The sequence below is a fragment of the Caproicibacter sp. BJN0012 genome, assembly GCF_035986805.1.
Lineage (GTDB): Bacteria > Bacillota > Clostridia > Oscillospirales > Acutalibacteraceae > Caproicibacter.
The window spans coordinates 94,439-115,290 of sequence record NZ_CP142518.1 but is presented as its reverse complement, the minus strand read 5'-3'; the positions used below and the strand labels follow the sequence as shown (position 1 = coordinate 115,290).

17 protein-coding genes are annotated in these 20,852 nt (G+C 58.8%); 11 read left to right on the top strand and 6 right to left on the bottom strand.

The features are described 5' to 3' along the window. The first annotated feature begins 416 nt into the window (after window positions 1-416). The 6 genes from VA597_RS00550 to VA597_RS00525 all read left to right on the top strand — a co-directional run bounded on the left by VA597_RS00550 (window position 417) and on the right by VA597_RS00525 (window position 7,657). Window positions 417-1,040, top strand: a complete 624-nt coding sequence (locus VA597_RS00550; protein WP_128741122.1) for a potassium channel family protein — start codon at window positions 417-419, stop codon at window positions 1,038-1,040. 19 nt (window positions 1,041-1,059) lie between these two features. Next, window positions 1,060-1,725 carry a potassium channel family protein gene (locus VA597_RS00545; protein WP_128741121.1) on the top strand — a complete coding sequence of 222 codons (666 nt, stop codon included), beginning with the start codon at window positions 1,060-1,062 and terminating at the stop codon, window positions 1,723-1,725. Between the two features lie 66 nt (window positions 1,726-1,791). Beyond that, window positions 1,792-3,165 carry a Trk system potassium transporter TrkA gene (gene trkA, locus VA597_RS00540; RefSeq protein WP_128741120.1) on the top strand — a complete coding sequence of 458 codons (1,374 nt, stop codon included), beginning with the start codon at window positions 1,792-1,794 and terminating at the stop codon, window positions 3,163-3,165. Next, window positions 3,162-4,622 carry a TrkH family potassium uptake protein gene (locus VA597_RS00535; protein ID WP_128741119.1) on the top strand — a complete coding sequence of 487 codons (1,461 nt, stop codon included), beginning with the start codon at window positions 3,162-3,164 and terminating at the stop codon, window positions 4,620-4,622. The genes trkA and VA597_RS00535 overlap by 4 nt, the downstream gene beginning before the upstream one ends. Window positions 4,623-4,655: 33 nt before the next feature. Further along, window positions 4,656-5,216: an HD domain-containing protein gene (locus VA597_RS00530; RefSeq protein WP_128741118.1), complete on the top strand. Its 561-nt coding sequence runs from the start codon at window positions 4,656-4,658 to the stop codon at window positions 5,214-5,216. A 1,724-nt stretch (window positions 5,217-6,940) separates the two neighbouring features. Beyond that, window positions 6,941-7,657 carry a flavodoxin family protein gene (locus VA597_RS00525; protein ID WP_128741117.1) on the top strand — a complete coding sequence of 239 codons (717 nt, stop codon included), beginning with the start codon at window positions 6,941-6,943 and terminating at the stop codon, window positions 7,655-7,657. Between the two features lie 49 nt (window positions 7,658-7,706). Here the strand turns inward: VA597_RS00525 and VA597_RS00520 are convergent, their stop codons facing one another. Continuing rightward, the gene (locus VA597_RS00520) at window positions 7,707-8,249 is read right to left on the bottom strand and encodes a hypothetical protein (protein WP_128741116.1); all 543 of its coding nucleotides are present in this window, start codon (window positions 8,247-8,249) and stop codon (window positions 7,707-7,709) included. A gap of 241 nt (window positions 8,250-8,490) precedes the next feature. Between VA597_RS00520 and VA597_RS00515 the strand changes: the two genes are divergently transcribed. The 3 genes from VA597_RS00515 (at window position 8,491) to VA597_RS00505 (ending at window position 10,562) form a co-directional block, all read left to right on the top strand. Further along, a complete protein-coding gene (locus VA597_RS00515) occupies window positions 8,491-8,910 on the top strand; it encodes a GtrA family protein (RefSeq protein ID WP_326974931.1) in 420 nt (139 codons plus the stop codon). Window positions 8,911-8,954: 44 nt separating this feature from the next. Then, complete coding sequence (locus VA597_RS00510) at window positions 8,955-10,331, top strand: glycine--tRNA ligase (RefSeq protein WP_128741114.1); 1,377 nt, start codon at window positions 8,955-8,957, stop codon at window positions 10,329-10,331. A 93-nt stretch (window positions 10,332-10,424) separates the two neighbouring features. Continuing rightward, window positions 10,425-10,562, top strand: a complete 138-nt coding sequence (locus tag VA597_RS00505; protein WP_164918896.1) for a hypothetical protein — start codon at window positions 10,425-10,427, stop codon at window positions 10,560-10,562. Window positions 10,563-10,708: 146 nt separating this feature from the next. Here the strand turns inward: VA597_RS00505 and VA597_RS00500 are convergent, their stop codons facing one another. The 3 genes from VA597_RS00500 to rlmB form a co-directional block, all read right to left on the bottom strand. Then, window positions 10,709-10,840, bottom strand: a complete 132-nt coding sequence (locus VA597_RS00500) for a hypothetical protein (protein ID WP_326974930.1) — start codon at window positions 10,838-10,840, stop codon at window positions 10,709-10,711. A 1,310-nt stretch (window positions 10,841-12,150) separates the two neighbouring features. Further along, window positions 12,151-15,207: a hypothetical protein gene (locus VA597_RS00495; RefSeq protein WP_128741113.1), complete on the bottom strand. Its 3,057-nt coding sequence runs from the start codon at window positions 15,205-15,207 to the stop codon at window positions 12,151-12,153. Between the two features lie 18 nt (window positions 15,208-15,225). Then, window positions 15,226-15,996: a 23S rRNA (guanosine(2251)-2'-O)-methyltransferase RlmB gene (gene rlmB, locus VA597_RS00490; protein ID WP_128741112.1), complete on the bottom strand. Its 771-nt coding sequence runs from the start codon at window positions 15,994-15,996 to the stop codon at window positions 15,226-15,228. Window positions 15,997-16,582: 586 nt separating this feature from the next. Between rlmB and VA597_RS00485 the strand changes: the two genes are divergently transcribed. Both VA597_RS00485 and fba read left to right on the top strand, forming a co-directional pair. Next, window positions 16,583-17,377 carry a DNA-3-methyladenine glycosylase family protein gene (locus tag VA597_RS00485; RefSeq protein WP_128741111.1) on the top strand — a complete coding sequence of 265 codons (795 nt, stop codon included), beginning with the start codon at window positions 16,583-16,585 and terminating at the stop codon, window positions 17,375-17,377. Window positions 17,378-17,486: 109 nt separating this feature from the next. Continuing rightward, window positions 17,487-18,425 (top strand): class II fructose-1,6-bisphosphate aldolase, encoded by a 939-nt coding sequence (gene fba, locus VA597_RS00480; protein ID WP_128741110.1) that lies wholly within the window; start codon window positions 17,487-17,489, stop codon window positions 18,423-18,425. A gap of 222 nt (window positions 18,426-18,647) precedes the next feature. On the opposite strand, the gene VA597_RS00475 is transcribed toward fba, so the two are convergent. Continuing rightward, on the bottom strand, window positions 18,648-20,048 hold the full coding sequence (locus VA597_RS00475; protein WP_128741109.1) for a sodium:solute symporter family protein: 1,401 nt from the start codon (window positions 20,046-20,048) through the stop codon (window positions 18,648-18,650). Between the two features lie 22 nt (window positions 20,049-20,070). Continuing rightward, a complete protein-coding gene (locus VA597_RS00470) occupies window positions 20,071-20,835 on the bottom strand; it encodes a CoA-transferase subunit beta (RefSeq protein WP_128741108.1) in 765 nt (254 codons plus the stop codon). Between the last annotated feature and the right edge of the window lie 17 nt (window positions 20,836-20,852).

The window sequence follows — 20,852 nt, the reverse complement described above, 5'->3', positions numbered from 1 at the left end:
TCGAACCCGAAAGGGTCCGAGCGTCCGGGAATTGTGCCTGCGGCACAATTTCAGCGAGGAGCGGCGCCGCGGCTGTGCCGCCAGCCGTCGGCGGTGAGACCGCCGGTAAATCCCTCCGGGCGGGCCAACGTTTTTCACAAATCCCCCAGAGGGATTCGAACCCGAAAGGGTCCGAGCGTCCGGGAATTGTGCCTGCGGCACAATTTCAGCGAGGAGCGGCGCCGCGGCTGTGCCGCCAGCCGTCGGCGGTAAGACTGCCGGTAAATCCCTCCGGGCGGGCCAAAATAAACACAGGCGGGTTTTTATAACCCGCCTGTGTTCATATCCACCGATTGTTTTTTCTTCTTTCGGATCATTTGGCCGGCGGCAGCGGCTTTTCAAAAAAATAGACATCGGAACAGCAGGAGGGAACGAAAGTGAACGTACTCGTGATCGGCTGCGGACGCCTTGGCTCACGGCTTGCCGGTATCCTGGATGAGCAGGGCCATGACGTCACCGTTGTGGACTCGGACCCGGATTCCTTTCACAATCTGAAAAAAGAGTTCGGAGGCATCACCGTTGTCGGAATGCCGATGGACAGCAAGGTCCTCCGCAGCGCCGGCGTGGAGGGCTGCGATGCCATGGCGGTGGTTACGCCGGACGACAACCTGAACATCACGGTTTCGCAGATGGCGCGTGAATTTTTCGGGATTGAAAATGTTGTGGCGCGCATTTCGGACCCCCTGCGCGAAAATATTTTCAAACGCTTCGGCCTAAAGACGGTATGCCCGACCAACCTGGCGGGGGACGCCATGGCAACCGCGCTGACGCTGCCGTGGGAGCCGAGGACCGTGACACTCGGCACCTCCACCGTCACGTTTCATTCCAAGGAGGTGGACCGCGCGCACGCCGGCATGAAGCTGTCCGACGTGCCCAGGAACAGCGGGGAACAGGTTTTCGGCGTGATCAGCGCCGACGGCCGGATGGCGCTGTGCCGGAAGACGGAAGACATCACTCTTTCCGAGGGCGACCGCGTCGTCCTCACGTCCGTGATCGACTGACCGCAGGAGGGTTCTGTGCATGAAAGTTATCATTGTCGGGGGCGGCAAGCTGGGCCACCAGATCGCGCGCAACCTGATGGAGCGCAAGTATGACGTCAAGCTGATCGAAAAGGATAAGGCGAAATGCACCCGCCTTGCCAATTCGCTCGACGCCGAGGTCATCTTCGGCGACGGGACCGAGCTGGAAGCCCTGGAGGAGGCCGGCGCGGACGGGGCGGACTGCTTCATCGCCGTCACGGGAAGCGACCAGGACAACCTCGTCGCCTCCCAGCTTGCCAAAAAGGAATTCAAGATCAAGAAGGTCATCGCGCGGAACAACGATCCGCGCAACCTGGACGCGCTGCGGAAGCTCGGCCCGGACATTGCCGTAAGCAGCACGGAAATCATCACCAATCTGATCGAACAGGAAGTCGACAGCGCCCAGGCGCATCTGCTGGCGACCCTGAACAGGGGGCGGGCCTCCATCATCGCCCTCACCCTTCCGGACGATACGGCGCTGGACGGCGTCATGCTGAAAGATCTGACGCTTCCGTCCGGTTCGCTGATCATTTCCATCGTGAGAAAGGAAAGCCTGATGATTCCAAACGGCCTGACGGCGTTCCGCGCGAACGACGAAATCGTCGCGGTGTGCGACAGGAACGGTGAAATAGAGCTTCAGCGCACGCTCGGTGCGCACGCACAGTAAGTTTTTTTACAATGGGGAAAAACGGTCATGACTTCAGACCGTATTTGAGGGGACGGGAGTCTACTTATGAAAATCATTATCGTCGGCTGCGGGAAGGTCGGCTACACGCTTGCGGAGACTTTGTCGCAGGAAAGCCACGACGTGACCGTCGTGGACAAGTGTGCCGGACCGCTGCAGAAAGCCGGCGACGACCTTGACGTGCTCTGCATCCGTGGAAACGGGGCGAGCGTGCGCACCCTGCTGGAAGCGGGCGTGCGGGAAAGCGACCTGCTCATTGCCGCCACATCGAGCGACGAGCTGAACATGCTGTGCTGCCTGACCGCCAAAAAGCTCGGCGTCCAGCAGACCGTCGCCCGCATCCGCGACCCGGAATACGCGGGGGAGATCTCCATGCTCCGCGCCGACCTGGACCTGGACATGGTCATCAATCCGGAGCAGGCCGCCGCGGAGGAAATCGCGCGGATTTTGCAGTTCCCACCCGCCGTGAACGTGGAGCCGTTCGCCAGGGGAAAGGTGGAGCTGGTCGAGCTGAAAGTCACCGGCCAGATGCCCCTCGCAGGCCTGACGCTGAAGGAAACCGCGGCCCATTTCCCCACGCCGATCTTGGTCGGCGCGGTGATGCGGGAGGGAGGCGTCTTCATTCCGGACGGCTCGTTCCGCATCCTTGCGGGCGATACGGTCTATCTGGTGGGCAAGCCTTCGAACGTCTTTGAATTCTGCCGGCAGATCGGAATGCCGGCGCAGAAAATCAAGAACGTGATGATCCTGGGCGGAGGCCGCCTTTCCTATTATCTGGCCCGCTCGCTGGAAGAGGCCAGGATCCGGGTCAAGATCATCGAGATCCGGAAGGAGCGGTGCATGGAGCTTTCCGAGCTGCTTTCGCAGTCGCTGATCATCTGCGGCGACGGCTCCGACGACGCGCTGCTCCTTTCCGAGAACCTTGAGGACATGGGCGCGCTGATCGCAGCCACGGGACGGGACGAGGACAACCTGATCGCGGCGCTTCTGGCGAAGCAGCACGGCGTCGGGAAGGTCATTGCGAAGATCACCCGGCTGAGCCACCCCGAACTCGTCCAGAAGATGGGAATCGACAGCGTGGTCAATCCGCGGCAGATCACGACGGACCTGATTCTCCGGTATGTGCGCGGGCTGACAAACGCGCAGGGCAACCCCGTCAACACGCTGTACCGCATCTGCGGGGGCAACGCGGAGGCGGCCGAGTTCATCGCGGACGGCTCCACCTCCTTTTTGAACGTGCCGCTTCGTGACCTGCATATGCAGCCGGGGACCCTGATCGCGGCGATCGTGCACGGGAACGAGATCGTCATCCCCCACGGCGACGATGTGCTCTGCTCCGGCGACAATGTCATCGTCCTGGCCAAGGACCGGAAATTCGCCGACCTCAACGAGCTGATTCTCACAGAGGAGGTCCCGAATTGAACTGTCCACTGATCTGCAGATATCTGGGATATCTTCTCTGGGTCGAGGCCGGCTGCATGGTGCCCCCGCTGCTGATCGCGACTTACTACAAGCAGGGAGACGCCCCTTCTTTCCTTTTTTCCATCATCCTTCTCACGCTTGCCGGCGGCGTGATGTCCCTCTGCCCCGTGCGGCAGAAGCGGATGTACGGGCGGGACGGATTTGCGATCGTGGCGATCGGCTGGCTGCTGATCTCCATTTTCGGCGCGCTGCCGTTTGTGATCAGCGGGGCGATCCCCTCACCCGTGGACGCTTTTTTCGAGGCGGTCTCCGGCTTCACTACGACGGGCGCCAGTATTTTGCAGAAGGTGGAGGGCCTGCCGAACGGCATCCTGTTCTGGCGCAGCTTCACCCACTGGATGGGCGGCATGGGCGTTCTGGTTCTGATGCTGGCACTGAATCCGAACGGCAGAATCGGTTCAAACGGCGCGATTTCCATTCTGAAAGCGGAATCCCCCGGCCCCACCCCTGAAAAGCTGGTTCCGCGCATGGACCACGCGGCCAGGATCCTGTATGCGATCTACTGCGTCATGACGGTCGTTGAAATCCTGTTCCTGCGGATCGGCCGCATGCCGCTGTTCGATTCGCTGATCCACACGTTCGGCACGGCGGGAACCGGCGGCTTTTCCAACAAGAATCTCAGCGTCGCCGCCTATCACAGCCCGTATCTGGAATTGGTCATCGCCGTATTCATGCTGCTGTTCGGCGTCAACTTTACGCTTTATTATTTTTTGATCCATAAAAATTTCCGCGCGGTGCTGCACGACGAAGAACTCCGGTTTTATTTCGGCACCGTCGCGGTTTCCACCGCCCTGATTGCCCTGAACCTCTGCCGGAGCATGCCCGTCCCGGTGCCGGAGGCCCTGCGGCAGTCGTTTTTCCAGGTCAGCTCCGTCATCACGACGACGGGGTTCAGTTCCACCGATTTCGCCACCTGGCCCTTTTTCAGCCAGGCGATTCTTGTCCTGCTGATGTTCCTGGGTCCGTGCTCCGGCTCGACCGGCGGCGCGATCAAATCAGTGCGCATCGTCGTCCTCTTCAAGATCGCCCGGCGCGAGGTCGCCAAAATTATCCATCCCCACTCGATTTACCGGGTCAGGCTGAATGGGCGGGCTATGGAAGAGGAGACGATTTCTTCCATTCTGTCCTTTTTCTTCCTTTACATCGCCGTTTTTACCTGCGCGCTCTTTCTGATCCTGCCGGACGGCAAGGACCTGGTCACTTCCTTTACGGCCGTCGCCGCCACGCTCGGGAATATCGGGCCTGGTCTCGGGCTGGTGGGGCCGCTGGGCAATTTTTCCGGTTTCTCCCCGTTCAGCAAGCTGGTCTTTTCCTTCAGCATGATTCTCGGACGGCTGGAAATCCTGCCGGTTCTGGTGGTTCTGGCCCCCGGCTGCTGGGTGAAGAGCAGGGGATAGCGGAGCCGGCGGAAAGACAAGGAGGATATCTTCATGGAGGTTCCGATTTCTAAAATCATCACGGCTTTGCTCCGCTGTGACGCGGGCGATCCGAAACGGATTCAGCACGCGCTGAAGGTTTACGCTTTTTCCAAAGCGATTGCCGAAGAGGAGGGCATTCCCCGCGCGGAGCGGGACATCCTGGAAACCGCGGCGGTGCTGCACGACATCGGCATCCATGAAAGCGAGCGGAAATACGGCTCCAGCGCGGGCCGGTACCAGGAGCTGGAAGGGCCTCCCGTCGCGAGGCGGATTTTGGAGCCGCTCGGACTTCCCGGCGGGTTTATCGACCGGGTATGTTTTCTGATCGGGCATCACCACACCTACAACGGGATTTCCGGCATGGATTACCAGATTCTGGTCGAGGCGGATTTTCTGGTCAATCTCTACGAGGACGGCAGTTCGCCGGAAACGGCCCGCGCGGCCATGGAACGGATTTTCCGCACGGAAACCGGAAAGCGGTACCTCCGGGACCAGTTTCTTTCGGACCATCCGGCCGGAGACCATCCGGTCGGGACGGTCCGCCAGTCAGAACGGAAAAAGCCGTTTGCTTAGTCTGGCGGGGCAGAAGTTAGAATCTCCCGAAAGCGAAAAGAACGGGCGGAAAACTTTCCGGGTTACGGGGTTGTCCCGGATTTCAACATACTGCAACTCTTCAGGCTATGGCCACAGAATAGAAGCCGGTAGGGCAAGAAAAGATCGTTGCGTTCACGTCCAGCACAAAGTTAAATATCCGCGATTTGTATTATGATTAAAAAATATAATAGATTGTTGATAAAAATCGGGAGCGGAGCGCCAATCGGGCTGGACGCTCCGCTCCCTGTTTTGCCGGCGGAATCTCTCTCACTGCGCCGGGTATGGGCTGGACTTTCCGCGTTCATACTTCTTTCACATACATTCGGAATTCCGCCGGCGGGCAACGATGACGTTGCATCCAACGGCCCACCGTTCAGCAGACAGCGAGATGATTAGCTGAGATGGGTGGGACAGAGGGAAGAAACTCCCGGCAAGCGGAAATCGCGTCCGCCGTTGGCACGTTCGTCCAATGGACCGGCGGGTCCGCGCAAGGGCTTTGCCTTTGGGAGATTCCCCAGACCGTCCTGCCAAACTGAGCCGCGAATTTTCGCCGTTCTGTCCGGCAGGCCGAAGGAAGCGGCGTCACGCCGCCCGCAAGGCAACAAAAAGCGCCGGTACGGAATTTGTTGTCATTCCATACACCGGCGCGCGCGCAGATACAGGAGGAAAAAGAAGTGTTTATACTTCCTTCCCCTGTACAAAAACAGAAAAAGGAAGTATAATAAGTCCTGCAATGCGCGGTGAATTCCGTTGTGTATGGAGAGCCTGAGTCTCCGTATGCAGGAGGCGGGTGGTGGTACACCCTGCCTCTGCATTGCACCTTTTATTTACCTTGCGATTCTATTATAATCCTTAATTTACCAAAATTCAACAGGTAATATTCGATTTCATATTTTATCGGTTTTTGAGTGCTTGGCGCCCGGAGCCTCTTAACCCAAAATTTCTTCTATTCATTTTTTCTATGTCCTCAGGCCGGATTCCTGTGGGCCTATGGCCCGGTTCCCCTTAACCGATCATTTCTTCTTATTTTCTTCTTTGCGCTCAGGCCGCGCGGGCCCCGCCTTTCTGATATAGCAGAAAGGCGGCAAAGACTATGCAGGGGGACTTCAACTTCCCGTCGGGAGGGGCACCTAAACGTCCCCCTGCACCCCGGCACCTGTCATGAAGCAACAACGAATTCTTACGCAAGTGCTTCCCATTGAACGATTCCCAATCTTACGCCGTATGTAAAAAGGTAACTTTTTGAAGAATTTCAGCTTTTAGGTAAATACTTTGTGGCTTTAATTTTTCAGCCCCCGTCGTCCATGAAAAGCTGTTGTTAGAAGAACAGAAAAAATCTTTTTGACGGCTCCCGGGGGGTTCAGGGGGGATTTTCTCTGGAACCCTCCCTACGGGAGTTGAAAATCCCCCCGTGCGAACTTTGCCTCCTTTCGTTCAAGACCGAAAGGAGGGGCCTGCGCGGCCGGAGCGCAGAAGAGAAAATCAGAAGAAATAAAAGGTTAAGGGGCACCGGGCCTCAGGTCCGCAAAAGATCGGCCCTGTCCGGCTTGATCGCAAAAAAGGCTGAAGTCGCGACCGCCGTAGGCGCGAAAAGACACTGTGCGTCCGCGTCCCGTCCGGATGGACCGGCGGGACAGAAGTCGGAATCTCCCGGACTACCCGGCCGTTCTCCCGGAACGGCAAAACGAAAGGAAGTGCCTCGAATGAAACTCACGGTGATCCACGGCAGCCCGCGCAGGGGGAATACCTACCGGGCCGCTCAGTTGTTTCTGGAAGCGCTGAAAAAGCGCGGGCCAATCGAAGCGCGCGAATTTTTTCTTCCGCAGGACCTTCCGGAATTCTGCCACGGCTGCGCCGCCTGTGTCACGCGCGGCGAAGAGGGATGCCCCCATGTTTCCTACACAAAGCCGATCCTCGACTCCATGCTCGCGTCGGACGCTCTGGTCCTGACGACGCCGGTCTATGTGATGTCGGCCTCCGGCGGGATGAAAAATTTTCTGGACCACTATCCGTTCCTGTTCATCAATCACCGTCCAAAGCCGGGATTCTTCCACAAAAAGGCATTCCTGATCTCCACCGCCGCGGGCGCGGGGACGAAATCCGCCATGAAGCCGATTGCAACCAGTTTAAAATACTGGGGAATCAACCGGGTGTATCAGAAAGGTTTTCGCATTTTCGCGCTGAGCTGGGATGAAATGCCCCCTAAAAAGCAGGAAAAATACGCCCGCCAGCTCGACCGCAGCGCCGAAAAATTCTGGCGCGCCGTCCGAAAGGGAGACAGCGCGCCATATCTCTTTACTCGTTTTTTCTTTTTCATCAGCCGGATGATGCACAAAAACGGAGCGGACATCCCGCTCGACCGGGAGTACTGGGAAGCCCGCGGCTGGCTCGGCGGCAAATCGCCGTTTGCAAAACAGTAAAAGGCCGGCTGAGACGGGCGGGACGGAGAGTAAATACTCCCGAAAGGCGCTATGCGTCCTGGCCGAATGGTCCCGGAACCTCCGATACCGGCGGCTCGTGAAGGCGTTTCCAGAATACGACGCACGAAGCGATGATCAGCAGGTGGCCGATCAGGGCGAGGCCGTTTTCGATCCAGTATCCGCCGGGCATCACCGTGTTCACGGCCTCGACGATCTGCTTCTGCAGTTCCCCGTTCTGAAAAATCATCAGGGAAGCCACACTGGAAACGATGCTGAGCACCGCGATGACAATCCAGACCACCGCGAAGGTACTGCCCCTCTTTTCCTTGTTTCTGCCCAGGAAAAGAAGAAGAAGGAAAATACCCGGCATGACCAGGAACGATACGACGGCGCCGACCGTCCCGCCGATCGAGCTGCCCGAGGACGCCGCCGCGCTGATGTTCATTTTGGCAGACATGTAGTCTACCGTCACTTTGGTGATGATCGGACTCAGGCTGAACGAAAGAATGGTTTCCAGCAGCAGAACAACGCCGGCCGCCATGCCGAGCGTAAACGGAAGGCCCTCGGTTTTCCGCAGATTCTTTTTTTCCATATTATGTACCTCTCCTTTATCTCCAAGCATATGAAATCATCTGTCCTCATTATACTTTTTGTTCGCGGCACTGTCAATTTGTGGGAGCCGTCCAGTTTTTTCCGGATTTCCGCCCCGGCGTGCCGATATGCGTCATATCCGGCCGAAGATCGGAAGCTCCGGCTGAAAATATTGTATTTCGGTTGAAAGAAACCGATGGGAATGGTAAACTATAACTACTTGTTCCCGTATGGAGGCATCAATGAAACGTCTGCTCAAATTGTGGCGCTTTCTGACCAGCCCGGAGATGATCCTGTACCTGGTTTTCGGCGTTCTGACCACCGTTCTCAATATCGCCGTTTTCGAGTTCTGCTACAGCGCCCTGCGCTGGCCGTGGCAGGCCGCGAACGCGCTGGCGTGGGTCCTCGCCGTCGCGTTCGCGTTCATCAACAATAAACTGTGGGTGTTCCGCAGCAGCAGCTTTCAGGCGGACGTCTTCTGGCGGGAGCTGCTCGGCTTTGTGGCGGCGCGCCTTCTTTCGCTCGGCGTGGACTACGCCTGTATGTGGCTTTTCATCGACATTCTCGCGTGGAACAGCCTTGCCGCGAAAGCGGTGGACAATGTAATCGTCATCGCGATCAACTATGTTTTAAGCAAACTCGTCATATTCCGCAAAAAATAATCGGGGGGCGCAGCCAGCGTCCCGCCGGATCTGGAGGAAACAGCATGCAAGCAACTGAAAAAACGATGGACCAGATTGTCGCCCTGTGCAAGAACCGCGGATTTGTCTATTCGGGTTCCGAAATCTACGGCGGACTTTCCAACACGTGGGACTACGGCCCGCTCGGCGTGGAATTCAAGAACAACGTCAAAGCCGCGTGGAGGAAAAAATTCGTTCAGGAAAGCCCCTACAACGTCGGCCTGGATTCCGCCATTCTGATGAACCCGGAGGTCTGGGTCGCCTCCGGCCATGTGGGCGGGTTTTCCGATCCGCTGATGGACTGCCGCGACTGCAAGGCGCGCCACCGCGCCGACAAGCTGATCGAAGATTTTACCGGCGAGAGCGCAGACGGCTGGAGCAACCAGAAGATGATGGACTTCATCCGCGAACACCACATCAAGTGCCCGGTCTGCGGCAGCGAAAATTTCACGGATATCCGCCAGTTCAACCTGATGTTCAAAACCTTTCAGGGCGTGACGGAGGACGCGAAAAATGAAATCTACCTGCGCCCGGAAACGGCGCAGGGCATTTTCGTCAACTTTGCGAACGTGCAGCGCACCACCAGAAGAAAAATCCCGTTCGGCATCGCGCAGATCGGCAAGAGCTTCCGCAACGAGATCACGCCCGGCAACTTCACGTTCCGCACGCGCGAGTTTGAGCAGATGGAGCTGGAATTTTTCTGCAAGCCGGACACCGACCTCGACTGGTTCCATTTCTGGAAGGATTTCTGCGAAAAGTGGCTCATGGACCTCGGCATGACGGAGCAGAATATCCGCCTGCGGGACCATGAAAAGGAGGAGCTCTCGTTTTATTCCAAGGCGACGACAGACATCGAATACCTCTTCCCGTTCGGCTGGGGCGAGCTCTGGGGCATCGCGGACCGCACCAACTACGACCTGTCCCGCCACCAGGAGCACTCCGGCAAGAGCCTGGAATTCTTCGATCCGGAATCGAAGGAGCACTACATCCCCTACGTCATCGAGCCGTCGCTCGGCGCGGACCGCGTGGCGCTCGCGTTCCTATGCGACGCCTATGACGAAGAAACGCTGGAAGGCGGAGACACCCGCGTTGTGATGCATCTGCACCCGGCGCTCGCGCCCTATAAGGCCGCCGTGCTTCCCCTGAGCAAAAAGCTGAACGGCCGCGCGCAGGAGGTTTACACCGAACTTGCCAAGCGGTTCATGATCGATTACGACGATACCGGCTCCATCGGCAAGCGCTACCGCCGGCAGGATGAAATCGGCACCCCGTTCTGCATCACCTTCGACTTCGACAGTGAAAAGGACGGCTGCGTGACCGTGCGCGACCGCGACACCATGAAGCAGGAGCGCATCGCCATCGACGGCCTGACCGCCTACCTGGAAAACAAAATCAATTTTTAATCGTCAGATCCGCTGCGGCCGCCCCGGAAAAACCGTTTGATCGGGCAATCGGTGTGCTTTCCGTGCGATACACGGTAAAAGGGGGAAAATCCGATGGAATACCTCACCTGGATGCCGGCTTTGAATGTGATTGAGTCTCTTTTGAGAATACTCGCCTATATGACGCTGATCTCCGTTGGATGGAAGCTGTTTCAGGCGCTTAGCATTTACGTTCATAGAAATATGAAATAACTTATCCTGCGGCCTCTGGAAAGCGCCGGAATCGCGCACGAAAGGGGGCCCCTCGGAATAAAATAAGACTGGGGGCGCTGTGAATCATTCTCCGGCGCCCGCATGGCTTCGCCGAGGGAACCCCTCCCGTCTGTCCGGCGAAGCGGTCAGAGACGGACCTGCTCAGGCGTCCCGCGGTCCGGGATACGCGCGGCAGAAACGCGCAGAACGGAGCGGGGCTGCGTGGTCAAAAAGCTCAGCCTGAAAAATCGTCCTCCGGGAATCTGATCGTGTGCCAAAAAGGGCGGATTCGGAATCTTGTGTTCCGGATCCGCTTTCTTATTTTGTTATTGCGCTCAGGCCGTGCGGGCCTGTATTTTTGCGGGCCTGAGGCCCGGTGGCTCTTAAGCCTTTATTTCTTCTGATTTTCTCTTCTGCGCTCAGGCCGCGCGGGCCGGGTCTCTGCGGGCCTAAGGCCCGGTGGCTCTTAACCTTTTATTTCTTCTATTTTCTTTTTCTGTCCTCAGGCCGGACAGGCCCCGCCTTTCTGATATAGCAGAAAGGCGGCAAAGACTATGCAGGGGGACTTCAACTTCCCGTCGGGAGGGGCACCTAAACGTCCCCCTGCACCCCGGCACCTGTCATGAAGAACAGTTTTGTTATCAAGCCAGAGCTTCCCATTGAACGATTCCCAATCTTACGCCGTATATAAAAAGGTAATTTTCTGAAAATTTTCAGCTTTTAGGTAAATACTCTGTGGCTTTAATTTTTCAGCCCCCGTCGTCAATGAAAAGCAGTTGTTAGAAGAACAGAAAAAATCTTCTTGACGGCTCCCGAGGGGTGTTAGGGGGACCATCCGGTCCGGACGTGCCTACGGCATACCCGGCTGAGAAAACATCGTTGCTTCCCTGTTTTTTCGCCGCTCCGGGAAAGGAAAGCGTAGATGCAGCGGTACGCTGCCCCCCACCCGTACTTTGCTTCCTTTCGGGCAGGCTGAGCATGCATGCGTGTTTTCCACTCAGAGTTTGCTGAGTGAAAACCAAAGGTGAGTGCAAGACTGCTTCTGACTACTATCCTTAGTCATGATCCGCCGTAGGCGAGTAAGACGCTGTGCGTCCCCGCGCGGCCGGAGCGCAAATGAAAAAACAAGAAGAAATGATCGGTTAAGAGCCACCGGGCCCTAGGCCCGCAAAAAGATCGGGCCTGTCCAGCCCATACCCGGCGCAGTGAGAGAGATTCCGCCGGCAAAAAAGGGAGCGGAGCGTCCAGCCCGAATGGCGCTCCGCTCCCGATTTTTATCAACAATCTGTTATATTTTTTAATCATAATACAAATCGCAGATATTTAACTTTGTGCTGGACGTGAACGCAATGATCTTTTCTTGCCCTACCGGTTTCTATTCTGTGGCCATAGCCTGAAGAGTTGCAGTATGTTGAAATCCGGGACAACCCCGTAACCCGGAAAGTTTTCCGCCCTTTCTTTTCGCGCCTACGGCGTTCCCGGCTTTCGCTTTCGGGAGATTCCAACTTCTGTCCCGCCAGACTAAGCAAACGGCTTTTTCCGTTCTGACTGGCGGACCGTCCCGACCGGATGGTCCCCGGCCGGATGGTCAGGGGCGGCGGATGCGGGGGACAAGCAGGATGGCGGCGGTCCAGAAGGCCTCGTAGATCGCGAGCGCGGTCAGGCTGAGGTGCTGGAGGCCGGAGGTGAGCGACAGGAACGCCACGAGCGCGAAGCCGAGTGCGACCGCCGCGGCCTGCAGCGCGACGGCGACGGAAATGTTCGCGCGCTGGCGGATGCATCCGGTCAGCAGGCGGAGCATCGCGAAGGCGCGCCCTTTTGTGGCGATCATCGCGTCCGCGCGGTCGGGCTCTGCGGAGATAAGACCGGTGTAGACCTTGCCGAGCTGCTCCGGCAGAACGGAGATTTCCTGCTCGTACAGGCCGAAGCATTCGGCCAGAAAACGCGGCGTGATGTTCGGGTCGCTGGTGCGGACGATCAGGCTGATCCCGTTGCGTTCCATCCGCCGCAGCGCCTGGGAGCGCCGCAGATCGGAAGTGTAGTCGATGATGAACATGGCGACCAGACATCCGCCGGAGGCCAGGTAAACCAGCCTTTTTCCGCTTTGGATGTATTTTTTCTCATAGTCGCGGGACGGAGGCTCGATTCCGTGCGCGCGCATCAGTTCATTCGTACCGATCAGGATCTGCCGGCCGGAGACGGTTCCGCTCACGCCCTTCCCGTCCTCGTAAACGGGTTCGCCGATTTTCGGCAGGATTTCCCGGCGGCTTTTGATGATCTGGTCGAACAGGTCGGAAAGCGGGCCGCCGACCGTGCCCATCAGCGCGGCGGCGTCCATGATCGCCTCGTCGATGCGCTGCCCCGCGAAGGTGCGGATGCCGTTCAAAATCACCGTTCCGCGCGGGAACAGGTCCTGCGCGTCCAGCATCACGGCGTTAGCGGCGCTGAAGCGGTCGATCGCCGACCAGCCCGCCACCATCGAGCCGCTGCGGCGGGCAATTCCGCACAGCCGGGAAACCGGCAGGTTGACGCACAGCATGTTGGTGAACGGGACGCAGACGCAGCAGGAAGCGGCCAGAACCGTGATGGCCGAAACCGCGCCGCCGGACGTGAGAAACGCGGCCGCGGCGCACAGCGCCAGGCTGAGAAGGAACCCGGCGGGGGCCAGGACCTGCGAAATGTGGTCCGCCGGGTCCGGCGTGTAGGAAATCCGCAGGAAGCTGCGCAGGAATGCCGCTTCAGACTGATAGGCGATGTGCGGCTCTCCGAGCACGCAGTCCTTGGCAAGGCGCAGGGAAGTGTTGTAGTCGCCGTAGAGGCGCACGGCGTACTTCCGGTCTTTGGTGCAAAGATACCGGAAGTTTTCGAACATGCGCCGCGCCATGCTGAACTTGCCCGCGGCGTTGAGGAACAGGGCGAAGGCTGCAAGGGGAGAGTACAGGTGGATCCCTCCGGGAACCCCGAGAACCAGCAGCACGACATTTTGAACCAGAGCGGCCAGGACCGCCACGGCCGCGGCCGAATCCCCGTTTGCCTGAAACGAGGTCAGCCCTTTGATCCCGTTCCAGAATGTTGGAAAACTGAATCCCGCCGCGACGATCAGAAAGACAAGCTGGATGAACGGGTAGGACGGCCCGTCCAGAATCGTATGTAAATCCGGCGGAAGGACCGCCGGATGCTCGGCCACGATTCCGACCAGAAGCAGAATCAGGGACGTGATCCCCGTGACTGCCAGGCGGAGCGAGAGCCGCGTGACGTTTTTGAGAAGATCGTGCCGGACGGAGGGTGCGTCGGACGGGTCCGTGTAATCGTCCAGCTCCTCCTGCTCAGGGGGCTCTTCGGCGAACGATTCCTCCGGTTCCTCCGCGCCGAACAGGCGGAACCGGTGCCTGGCTCCGCGCGGCGGCGCGGGCGGTTCCTCAGGTTCCGGCGGGTTTTCGCCGGCCGGCGGTTCAGGCTCAGTACGGTTCTCCTGCCGTTCCGGGTCTCCGGCCGCAAGCTCCGGCTCAGGCTCCGGTTTTTTCGGGGTCTGTCCTGACTCCTCCTCCGGTTCGGGGATCGGCCCGCTTTCCCTTTTTGGGAACGGAATCGGACCGGGCGGTTCCGGCATCGGGTACTCCGCCGCCTCCGTTTCCAGAATCTCTTTCAGTCCGCGGGGCAGGATGACATGCACGGGCGCGCCGCCGGCGCGGTACTGCGGTCTCGGTGTGTCGGACGGCTCGGTCCGGGGCGGGGGGACGCGCCGTTCCTGCTTGGCCTCCGGCGGCGTTTTCACCGGCTCCTTTACGGGAACCGGCGGCGTTTCCTCCGCTTTGGCGGGGCCGCTCTTTTCCGGAGCGGAATCGGCCTGTGATTCTTCCCCTTCCTCCTGGTCTTCCTCCGTGGTAACCTCAGGCGGGACGGGCGGCTCCGGAACGGGCCGTGTCACCGGGGGCCGCACTTCCGGCTCCCGGCGCGGGCCTGGGGTCACCGCGGGGCGTTCCGGGGCCTCCGGCTGAGGGATCTCCGGACCTGACGGCGCGGGCGGCGGGACTTCGGGCGGATTTGCGGGTTCCTCCTGCGGCAGGATCTCCTCCGGGTCGAGACCCGCCTGCCGCATGATTTTTTCCAGCCGCTCGTGGCGTTCCCGGTGGATGCGGTCGAAGGTTTCGCCGATTCCCGGTTCGCCGTCCCCCTCGCTGCCGTCGAACAGATAGGAAAACTTCGGTCCGTCCTCTTTCGCTTCTTCTCCGCTTTCCGGATTTTCGGAGCCCTCCGGACGGATCGTTTTTTCGTATTCCTTCCGGTATTCCTCCAGCGGGCGAAGCTGAAGACCATAGTAAAGGTCGTCCTCCTCGCGGAACTCCTCGCTCTTTTTCCGGCGCCCAAACAGCGAAAACCAATGTTTCTTCCGTTCCTTTTCCGGTTCCGGCTCCTGTGGGCCGGTCTCCCCGGGGTCCTCCTCGGAACCCGCCTCCATGTTCAGCGCACGGCGGGCTCCGCGCAGAATTTCCTCGCTGCCGTGCGGCGCCGTGGGCGCGGGACTTTTCTCAGGGGCGGTTTCACTTTCTGGGGGGACGGTTTCACGGTCCTTGATGATGCGTGCCTCCGCTAGGATTTCTTCGACCGAATAATCATTTCGCGGAGTTTTTCCGTTGTCGTTCATTCGATCCGCTCTCCCGTGTTATTTTGTCTTAATTCCAAGCCGCTGCCGGGCGATCTCATAGCAAATCACACCGCACGCGACAGAAGCATTAAGCGAATTTATCTTACCCCTGATCGGCAGGGATATTACAAAATCCGATTTTTCTTTGACCAGGCGCCCGACCCCGGTCCCTTCCGAGCCGATCACCACGGCGACGGGTCCGGAATAATCCACCCCGCACCAGGGTTCGCCATCCAGATCGGCGGCATAGATCCACACCCCGCGCCTTTTCAGATCCTCCAGCGCGCTGGCCAGGTTTGCCACCCGCGCGACCGGAACATATTCCACCGCCCCGGCGCTCGATTTCCCGACGGCCCACGTCAGCCCCACGCTCCGCCTCGCAGGCAGAATCACCCCGTGCGCGCCCGCGCATTCCGCGACGCGAAGGACGGCGCCCAGGTTGTGCGGGTCCTCCAGTCCGTCGGCCACGATCAGGAACGGCGGCTCCCCGCGTTCCTGCGCCAGCCGGAACATCTCGTCGACCGTCGAGTACTCCTTCGCGGCCGCGACGGCCGCCACGCCCTGATGGACCGCGCCCCCGCACATAAAATCCAGCTTCTTCGGGTCGATCTCCTTGACAGGGATGCCGCGCTGCTTCGCCTTCGCAATCAGCGCGACGACGGAACCGGAGCGTTCTCCCCGCGCGAGGCAGAGCCTGTCGATCGCCCTGCCGCTGCGCAGGGCCTCCGCGACGGCATTCCTTCCGGCGATTACGCCGCTGTCCCCCTGGCCTTCTCCGCCGTTTTTCATTTGCACCTCTCCAATCCCGAATGGCAGACTGTACTGATATTCGTTATGATATCATGAACCGCAGAGCCGCAGAAAACTCAGCCGGCCCGCAATCATGGTTCGATGTTCTCCCAGGCGTCGGAAGCTCCGCTCCCGTTTACACTGTGAGGTTATTATACCATATTTTACAGGATTCAGCAGAAAATTACCAGAAGTTTTATTTATCAATACAGAATATACAATCCGGGAGGCAGGGAGGAAAGCCGTTCTTAAGCCGTTTATACCCCGCGTATTTACACTGGTTGACATAATATGTGCGAACAAAGTGTGGAAAACTCTGTTGAAAATGTTAATAAGTCAGTCAGATCCATTGTGGAAACGGTGAATTCATAAACATGCATAAAAGTTTATGTAAACCCCGGCCGGACCATCCGGCGATAACCGTCCGTATTCCTCCGGAGGTTGAAGAGGCCCGCGGCGCATGTTATAATAACCTCACGGCGTAAGCGGAAGCAGAGCTTCCGACGCCTGGGAGAACATTGAACCGTGCTTGCGGGCCGGTTCCATTTTTATACGGCTTTGCGGTCAATGGCGGAATACGCGGCGAATGAAAAGGAAAGGAGGAGAAAAGCTCATGAATCTGGACACGCTGGGTCAGACGCTGGACTGCGGGCAGTGTTTCCGATGGGAGCGCCTGCCCGACGGCTCGTGGCAGGGGGCCGCGGGGGACCGGTGCGCGCACCTCACGGCGGAAAGCTGGGAAAGCGTGCTGGCGGACCCTTTCTGGACTTCTTATTTCGACATGGGCCGGGATTATGAGGCGATCCGGGAGCGGCTCGGCGCGCTGGACCCGATTCTGGCGGAAGCGGCGCGCTATGCGCCGGACCTGAGAATCCTGAACCAGGACCCGTGGGAGGCCCTGTGTTCGTTCCTGCTTTCCCAGTGCAACAACATCAAACGGATCAAGGGGCTTGTCGCCCGCCTCTGCCGGGCTTACGGGGAGCCCTCCGGCCCGTTCCCCGCGTTTCCCCGCCCGGAGGCTCTCGCACGTCTTTCGGAGCGGGACCTGCGCGCGCTCGGATGCGGATACCGCGCGGAGTATCTCCTCCATGCGGCGCGCAGAGCGGCGGAAGGGAAGCTGGATTTCGGCCGCCTGAGGCGCCTCCCGCTTTCCGACGCGCGCCGCGAGCTGACGGAGCTCCCCGGGATCGGGCCAAAGGTCGCGGACTGCGCCCTGCTTTACGGACTGCACCGCCTGGAGGCGTTCCCGATGGACGTCTGGATGAAGCGGGCGATGAAAACGCTGTTTCCCGGCCGGAAAGCGGAAGATTTTGGGGAATACGCGGGCATTGCGCAGCAGTACATTTTTCATTACAGCAGAAATCACCCGGAATTATTTTAAAGTTTCGGAAACTGATGCATTTTCGTCAGGACTATGGGTTTTCGATATTTCATTTTACCCCGCAATGGTTTATAATAAAGGCAAAATAAACTTCTAGGAGTGAATGCCGATGTCTTTGGTCAACACAAAGGAAATGTTTCAGAAAGCATACGGTGGCGGGTATGCGATCGGCGCCTTCAACGTCAACAATATGGAGATCGTGCAGGGAATCACCGAGGCCTGCGCGGAACTGAAGGCCCCCGTGATCCTGCAGGCATCTGCGGGTGCGCGGAAATACGCGACCCATACCTATCTGGTCAAGCTGGTGGAGGCGGCGGTCGTCGAACACCCGGAGCTGCCGGTCGCGCTGCACCTGGACCACGGCCCATCCTATGAGGTCTGCAAGGACTGCATCGACGGCGGTTTCACCAGCGTCATGTTCGACGGCTCCTCCAAGCACTATGAGGAGAATGTGGAGGAGACCAGGAAAGTGGTCGCTTACGCCCACAAATACAATGTGACCGTGGAAGCCGAACTCGGCAGGCTCGCCGGTATTGAGGACGCGGTCAGCGTCGCGGACGACAAGGCGCAGTACACCGACCCGGACCAGGTGCAGGATTTCGTAAAAAGCACCGGCGTCGATTCTCTGGCCATCGCGATCGGAACAAGCCACGGCGCGTACAAGTTCAAGCCGGGCCAGAAGCCCCAGCTCCGCTTCGACATTCTGGAGGAGGTTTCCAGACGCCTGCCCGGATTCCCGATCGTTCTGCACGGCGCTTCCAGCGTGATTCCGGAATTCGTTCAGATGATCAACCAGTACGGCGGCAAGATGCCGGACGCGATCGGCATCCCGGAAGACATGCTCCGCAAGGCCGCGACTATGGCCGTATGTAAAATCAACATCGACTCCGACCTCCGCCTTGCCATGACGGCAACCGTGCGCAAGTATTTCGCGGAGCACCCGGACCACTTCGACCCGCGCCAGTATCTCGGACCTGCGCGCGATGCAATCAAGGGCATGGTCGAACACAAGATTACTGCGGTTCTCGGCTGCGCAAATAAAATCTGATTCGCTCGCCGGAAAGAACGGCGGAACAAGACCGGCTGAATTGGGCGGGGCTGCTTTTCGCAGCTTCCGCCTTTTTCTTTGTCCGCGTTGCCCGCCGCTGCCCTTAAGTCGCAAAGAACCGCGAATGGGCAAAAAAACAAGGCCTGTGTGCTCCGGACAGAACAGCGTCGCAAAACGGCATTCTGAAAGGAGGCGGCAAGCCTTGTCTGAAAAAGAATACGGTCAACCTTTGTCTTCCGTTTTTACCTTCTCCTGCTCCGCGCGGGGCCGCATCTGAAACAGCATGATGCACAGAGAGACGCCGATTCCTAAGAAAAGGGGATCAATCTGCTCCGGCAGAACAAACTCTCCCGCCAAAATGCAGATAGGGCCCGCAATCACCGCAGCCAGCGCGGCGGTGCCTTTGACGCGTCCGGGAAAGAAGAGCGCAAAAAGCAGGGGGGCAAAAGCCACGGCCCCTCGCAGGCCCATCGACAGGAAGCTCCAATTCAGGATAAGAGAGCCCATATTTCCAAATGTAAAAAGAAACGCGCCTCCCAAAATCGCAAAAATAACGGTCCGGGAAATTCGCAGCAGCACGTTGTCCGCCGCGTTGCGATTCATATAAACCTTATAAATATCATTGCAGATCATGGAGCTCAGCCCCAGGGCAAGGCCCGCGCCGGTGCCGACCAAAGCCACCAGCAGCGTCGCCAGCACGACGCCGCCCAAAAGGGGGGGCAGGCAGCGCAGCACAAAGGCAGGCATGGCGGACGCCGGCACGATATCGGGGGCGGCAATGCGCATATACATGCCGACGAAGATGCCCGCAACGCCAATGACGGGAGTCAGGACCCCGGCCAGCAGCGCGCCGGATTTGGCGACTCGGGCGCTCTTTGCGGAAACCAGCGACTGAACATAGGACTGGGTGGTCAGTATGCCGAACACCATGGATAACCCGGCTCCGCCGTCCTTCCAGACGCCTCTGGCAAACAGGTTAAAATATTGTTCCGGGCGAAGGGACGACCGAAGGGAATCCAGCCCCCCGGCGAGTTTTAAAGCGACGGCGCCGCAGACGATTGTGGTGACGTACAGCAGGATCGTCTTAACGATCCCAACCAGCCCGGCTCCCCAAACGCCTCCAAAGACCACATAGGCAAGCATGAGGAGAACAATCACCGCGGCGGCGGCAAGGGCGTTGACGGAACTGACTGAAGTGACCAGCGCAACGCCGGATAAAAGCTGTGAAACGATGCTCAGAAACGTTCCGACCGATATGAGGACCGTGGAAACCGTTGCCGTTCTCCGCCCGTACTCCCTGGTAAAGATCTGCGGAAGTGTGGTGATTTTACTGTTGTAAAGCGGTTTCGCAAAAAACAGGGCCAGAAGCAGAAGCCCGATCCCTCCGCCCAGGGTAAACCACCATGCGGAGAAACCATAAGTGAAAGCAAGCTGCGCCGTTCCGATCGTTGACGCGCCGCCCACAAGCGTGCCGACCAGAGAACCGGCGACGATGCCGGTCCCCGCGGAACAGCCTCCGGTGGCGAAATCGGCGGCGCTTTTGACTTTCCTGCCGGAATAGACTCCAACAGCGGTAATCAGCAGCAGCACGGCTGCGGCGCCTGCAAAATGCAGAAGGTTCATTCTGGTTGCCTCCTTACCGGCGTCAAATCATGATCCGCAGGGGATCTACCTGATGGATCAGAATTTCCAAAATTTTTTCGGAAGGCGGGACCGCCTCAACGGCGCGGGAAACATCCAGCTCAAAGCCGGTGTTTTCCTGAACTTTCTCAGGAACAACGCCGGGAAAACACTCCGACAGATACATCCGTCTGGAGACCGCGTCGAACCGCAAGACCCCCAGATCCGTAATCACCGCGCGGGGACCGCGGCCGGAATCCAGACCGGCTTCGGCCCTGCCGCCGGGCCCGTCGCCCCACCCGGGGCTGGTGATGTAATCCACGTGTTCCACAAAGCGGCGCTTCTGATGTTTCATCACGATGACCGTGTCGCAGTAAGTGGCGATCCCGTTTGCGCCTCCGGATCCGGTGAAGCGCGTCTGCGGATGCGGGTAATCCCCGATGCAGGTGGAATTCAGGTTGCCGTAGGGGTCGATCTGGGCGCCGCCGAGAAACCCGGCGGCAATCTTCCCGCGCCGGGCGGCCAGAATCTGAAATCCGAAATAGCGGTACTGCGGCCACAGGACGGAAGCCTGGTAATTGATGCGCAGGTCGGACACGCTGGTGGGAACTTCCTGAGGGCTGCCCTCAAAAAGTGCGGTTTCAAAAATCAGGTGGGCATTGGGCGCGCTGGTGTTTTTTGCCAGGGCGCCGCCGATCAGAGGAAGCCCTGTTCCGATGATATATGTCTTTCCGTCTTCAATTTGGCGGGCCAGAGCCACGGCCATCATTTGTTTCGGTGTCCAGTTCATGAAAAAAGCCCCCCTAC

Coding starts and splice junctions, on each gene's coding strand:
- VA597_RS00545 (WP_128741121.1), top strand. CDS start 1,060: ATGAAAGTTATCATTGTCGGGGGCGGCAAGCTGGGCCACCAGATCGCG.
- trkA (WP_128741120.1), top strand. CDS start 1,792: ATGAAAATCATTATCGTCGGCTGCGGGAAGGTCGGCTACACGCTTGCG.
- VA597_RS00530 (WP_128741118.1), top strand. CDS start 4,656: ATGGAGGTTCCGATTTCTAAAATCATCACGGCTTTGCTCCGCTGTGAC.
- VA597_RS00525 (WP_128741117.1), top strand. CDS start 6,941: ATGAAACTCACGGTGATCCACGGCAGCCCGCGCAGGGGGAATACCTAC.
- VA597_RS00520 (WP_128741116.1), bottom strand. CDS start 8,249: ATGGAAAAAAAGAATCTGCGGAAAACCGAGGGCCTTCCGTTTACGCTC.
- VA597_RS00515 (WP_326974931.1), top strand. CDS start 8,491: ATGAAACGTCTGCTCAAATTGTGGCGCTTTCTGACCAGCCCGGAGATG.
- VA597_RS00510 (WP_128741114.1), top strand. CDS start 8,955: ATGCAAGCAACTGAAAAAACGATGGACCAGATTGTCGCCCTGTGCAAG.
- VA597_RS00505 (WP_164918896.1), top strand. CDS start 10,425: ATGGAATACCTCACCTGGATGCCGGCTTTGAATGTGATTGAGTCTCTT.
- VA597_RS00495 (WP_128741113.1), bottom strand. CDS start 15,207: ATGAACGACAACGGAAAAACTCCGCGAAATGATTATTCGGTCGAAGAA.
- rlmB (WP_128741112.1), bottom strand. CDS start 15,996: ATGAAAAACGGCGGAGAAGGCCAGGGGGACAGCGGCGTAATCGCCGGA.
- VA597_RS00485 (WP_128741111.1), top strand. CDS start 16,583: ATGAAAAGGAAAGGAGGAGAAAAGCTCATGAATCTGGACACGCTGGGT.
- fba (WP_128741110.1), top strand. CDS start 17,487: ATGTCTTTGGTCAACACAAAGGAAATGTTTCAGAAAGCATACGGTGGC.
- VA597_RS00475 (WP_128741109.1), bottom strand. CDS start 20,048: ATGAACCTTCTGCATTTTGCAGGCGCCGCAGCCGTGCTGCTGCTGATT.
- VA597_RS00470 (WP_128741108.1), bottom strand. CDS start 20,835: ATGAACTGGACACCGAAACAAATGATGGCCGTGGCTCTGGCCCGCCAA.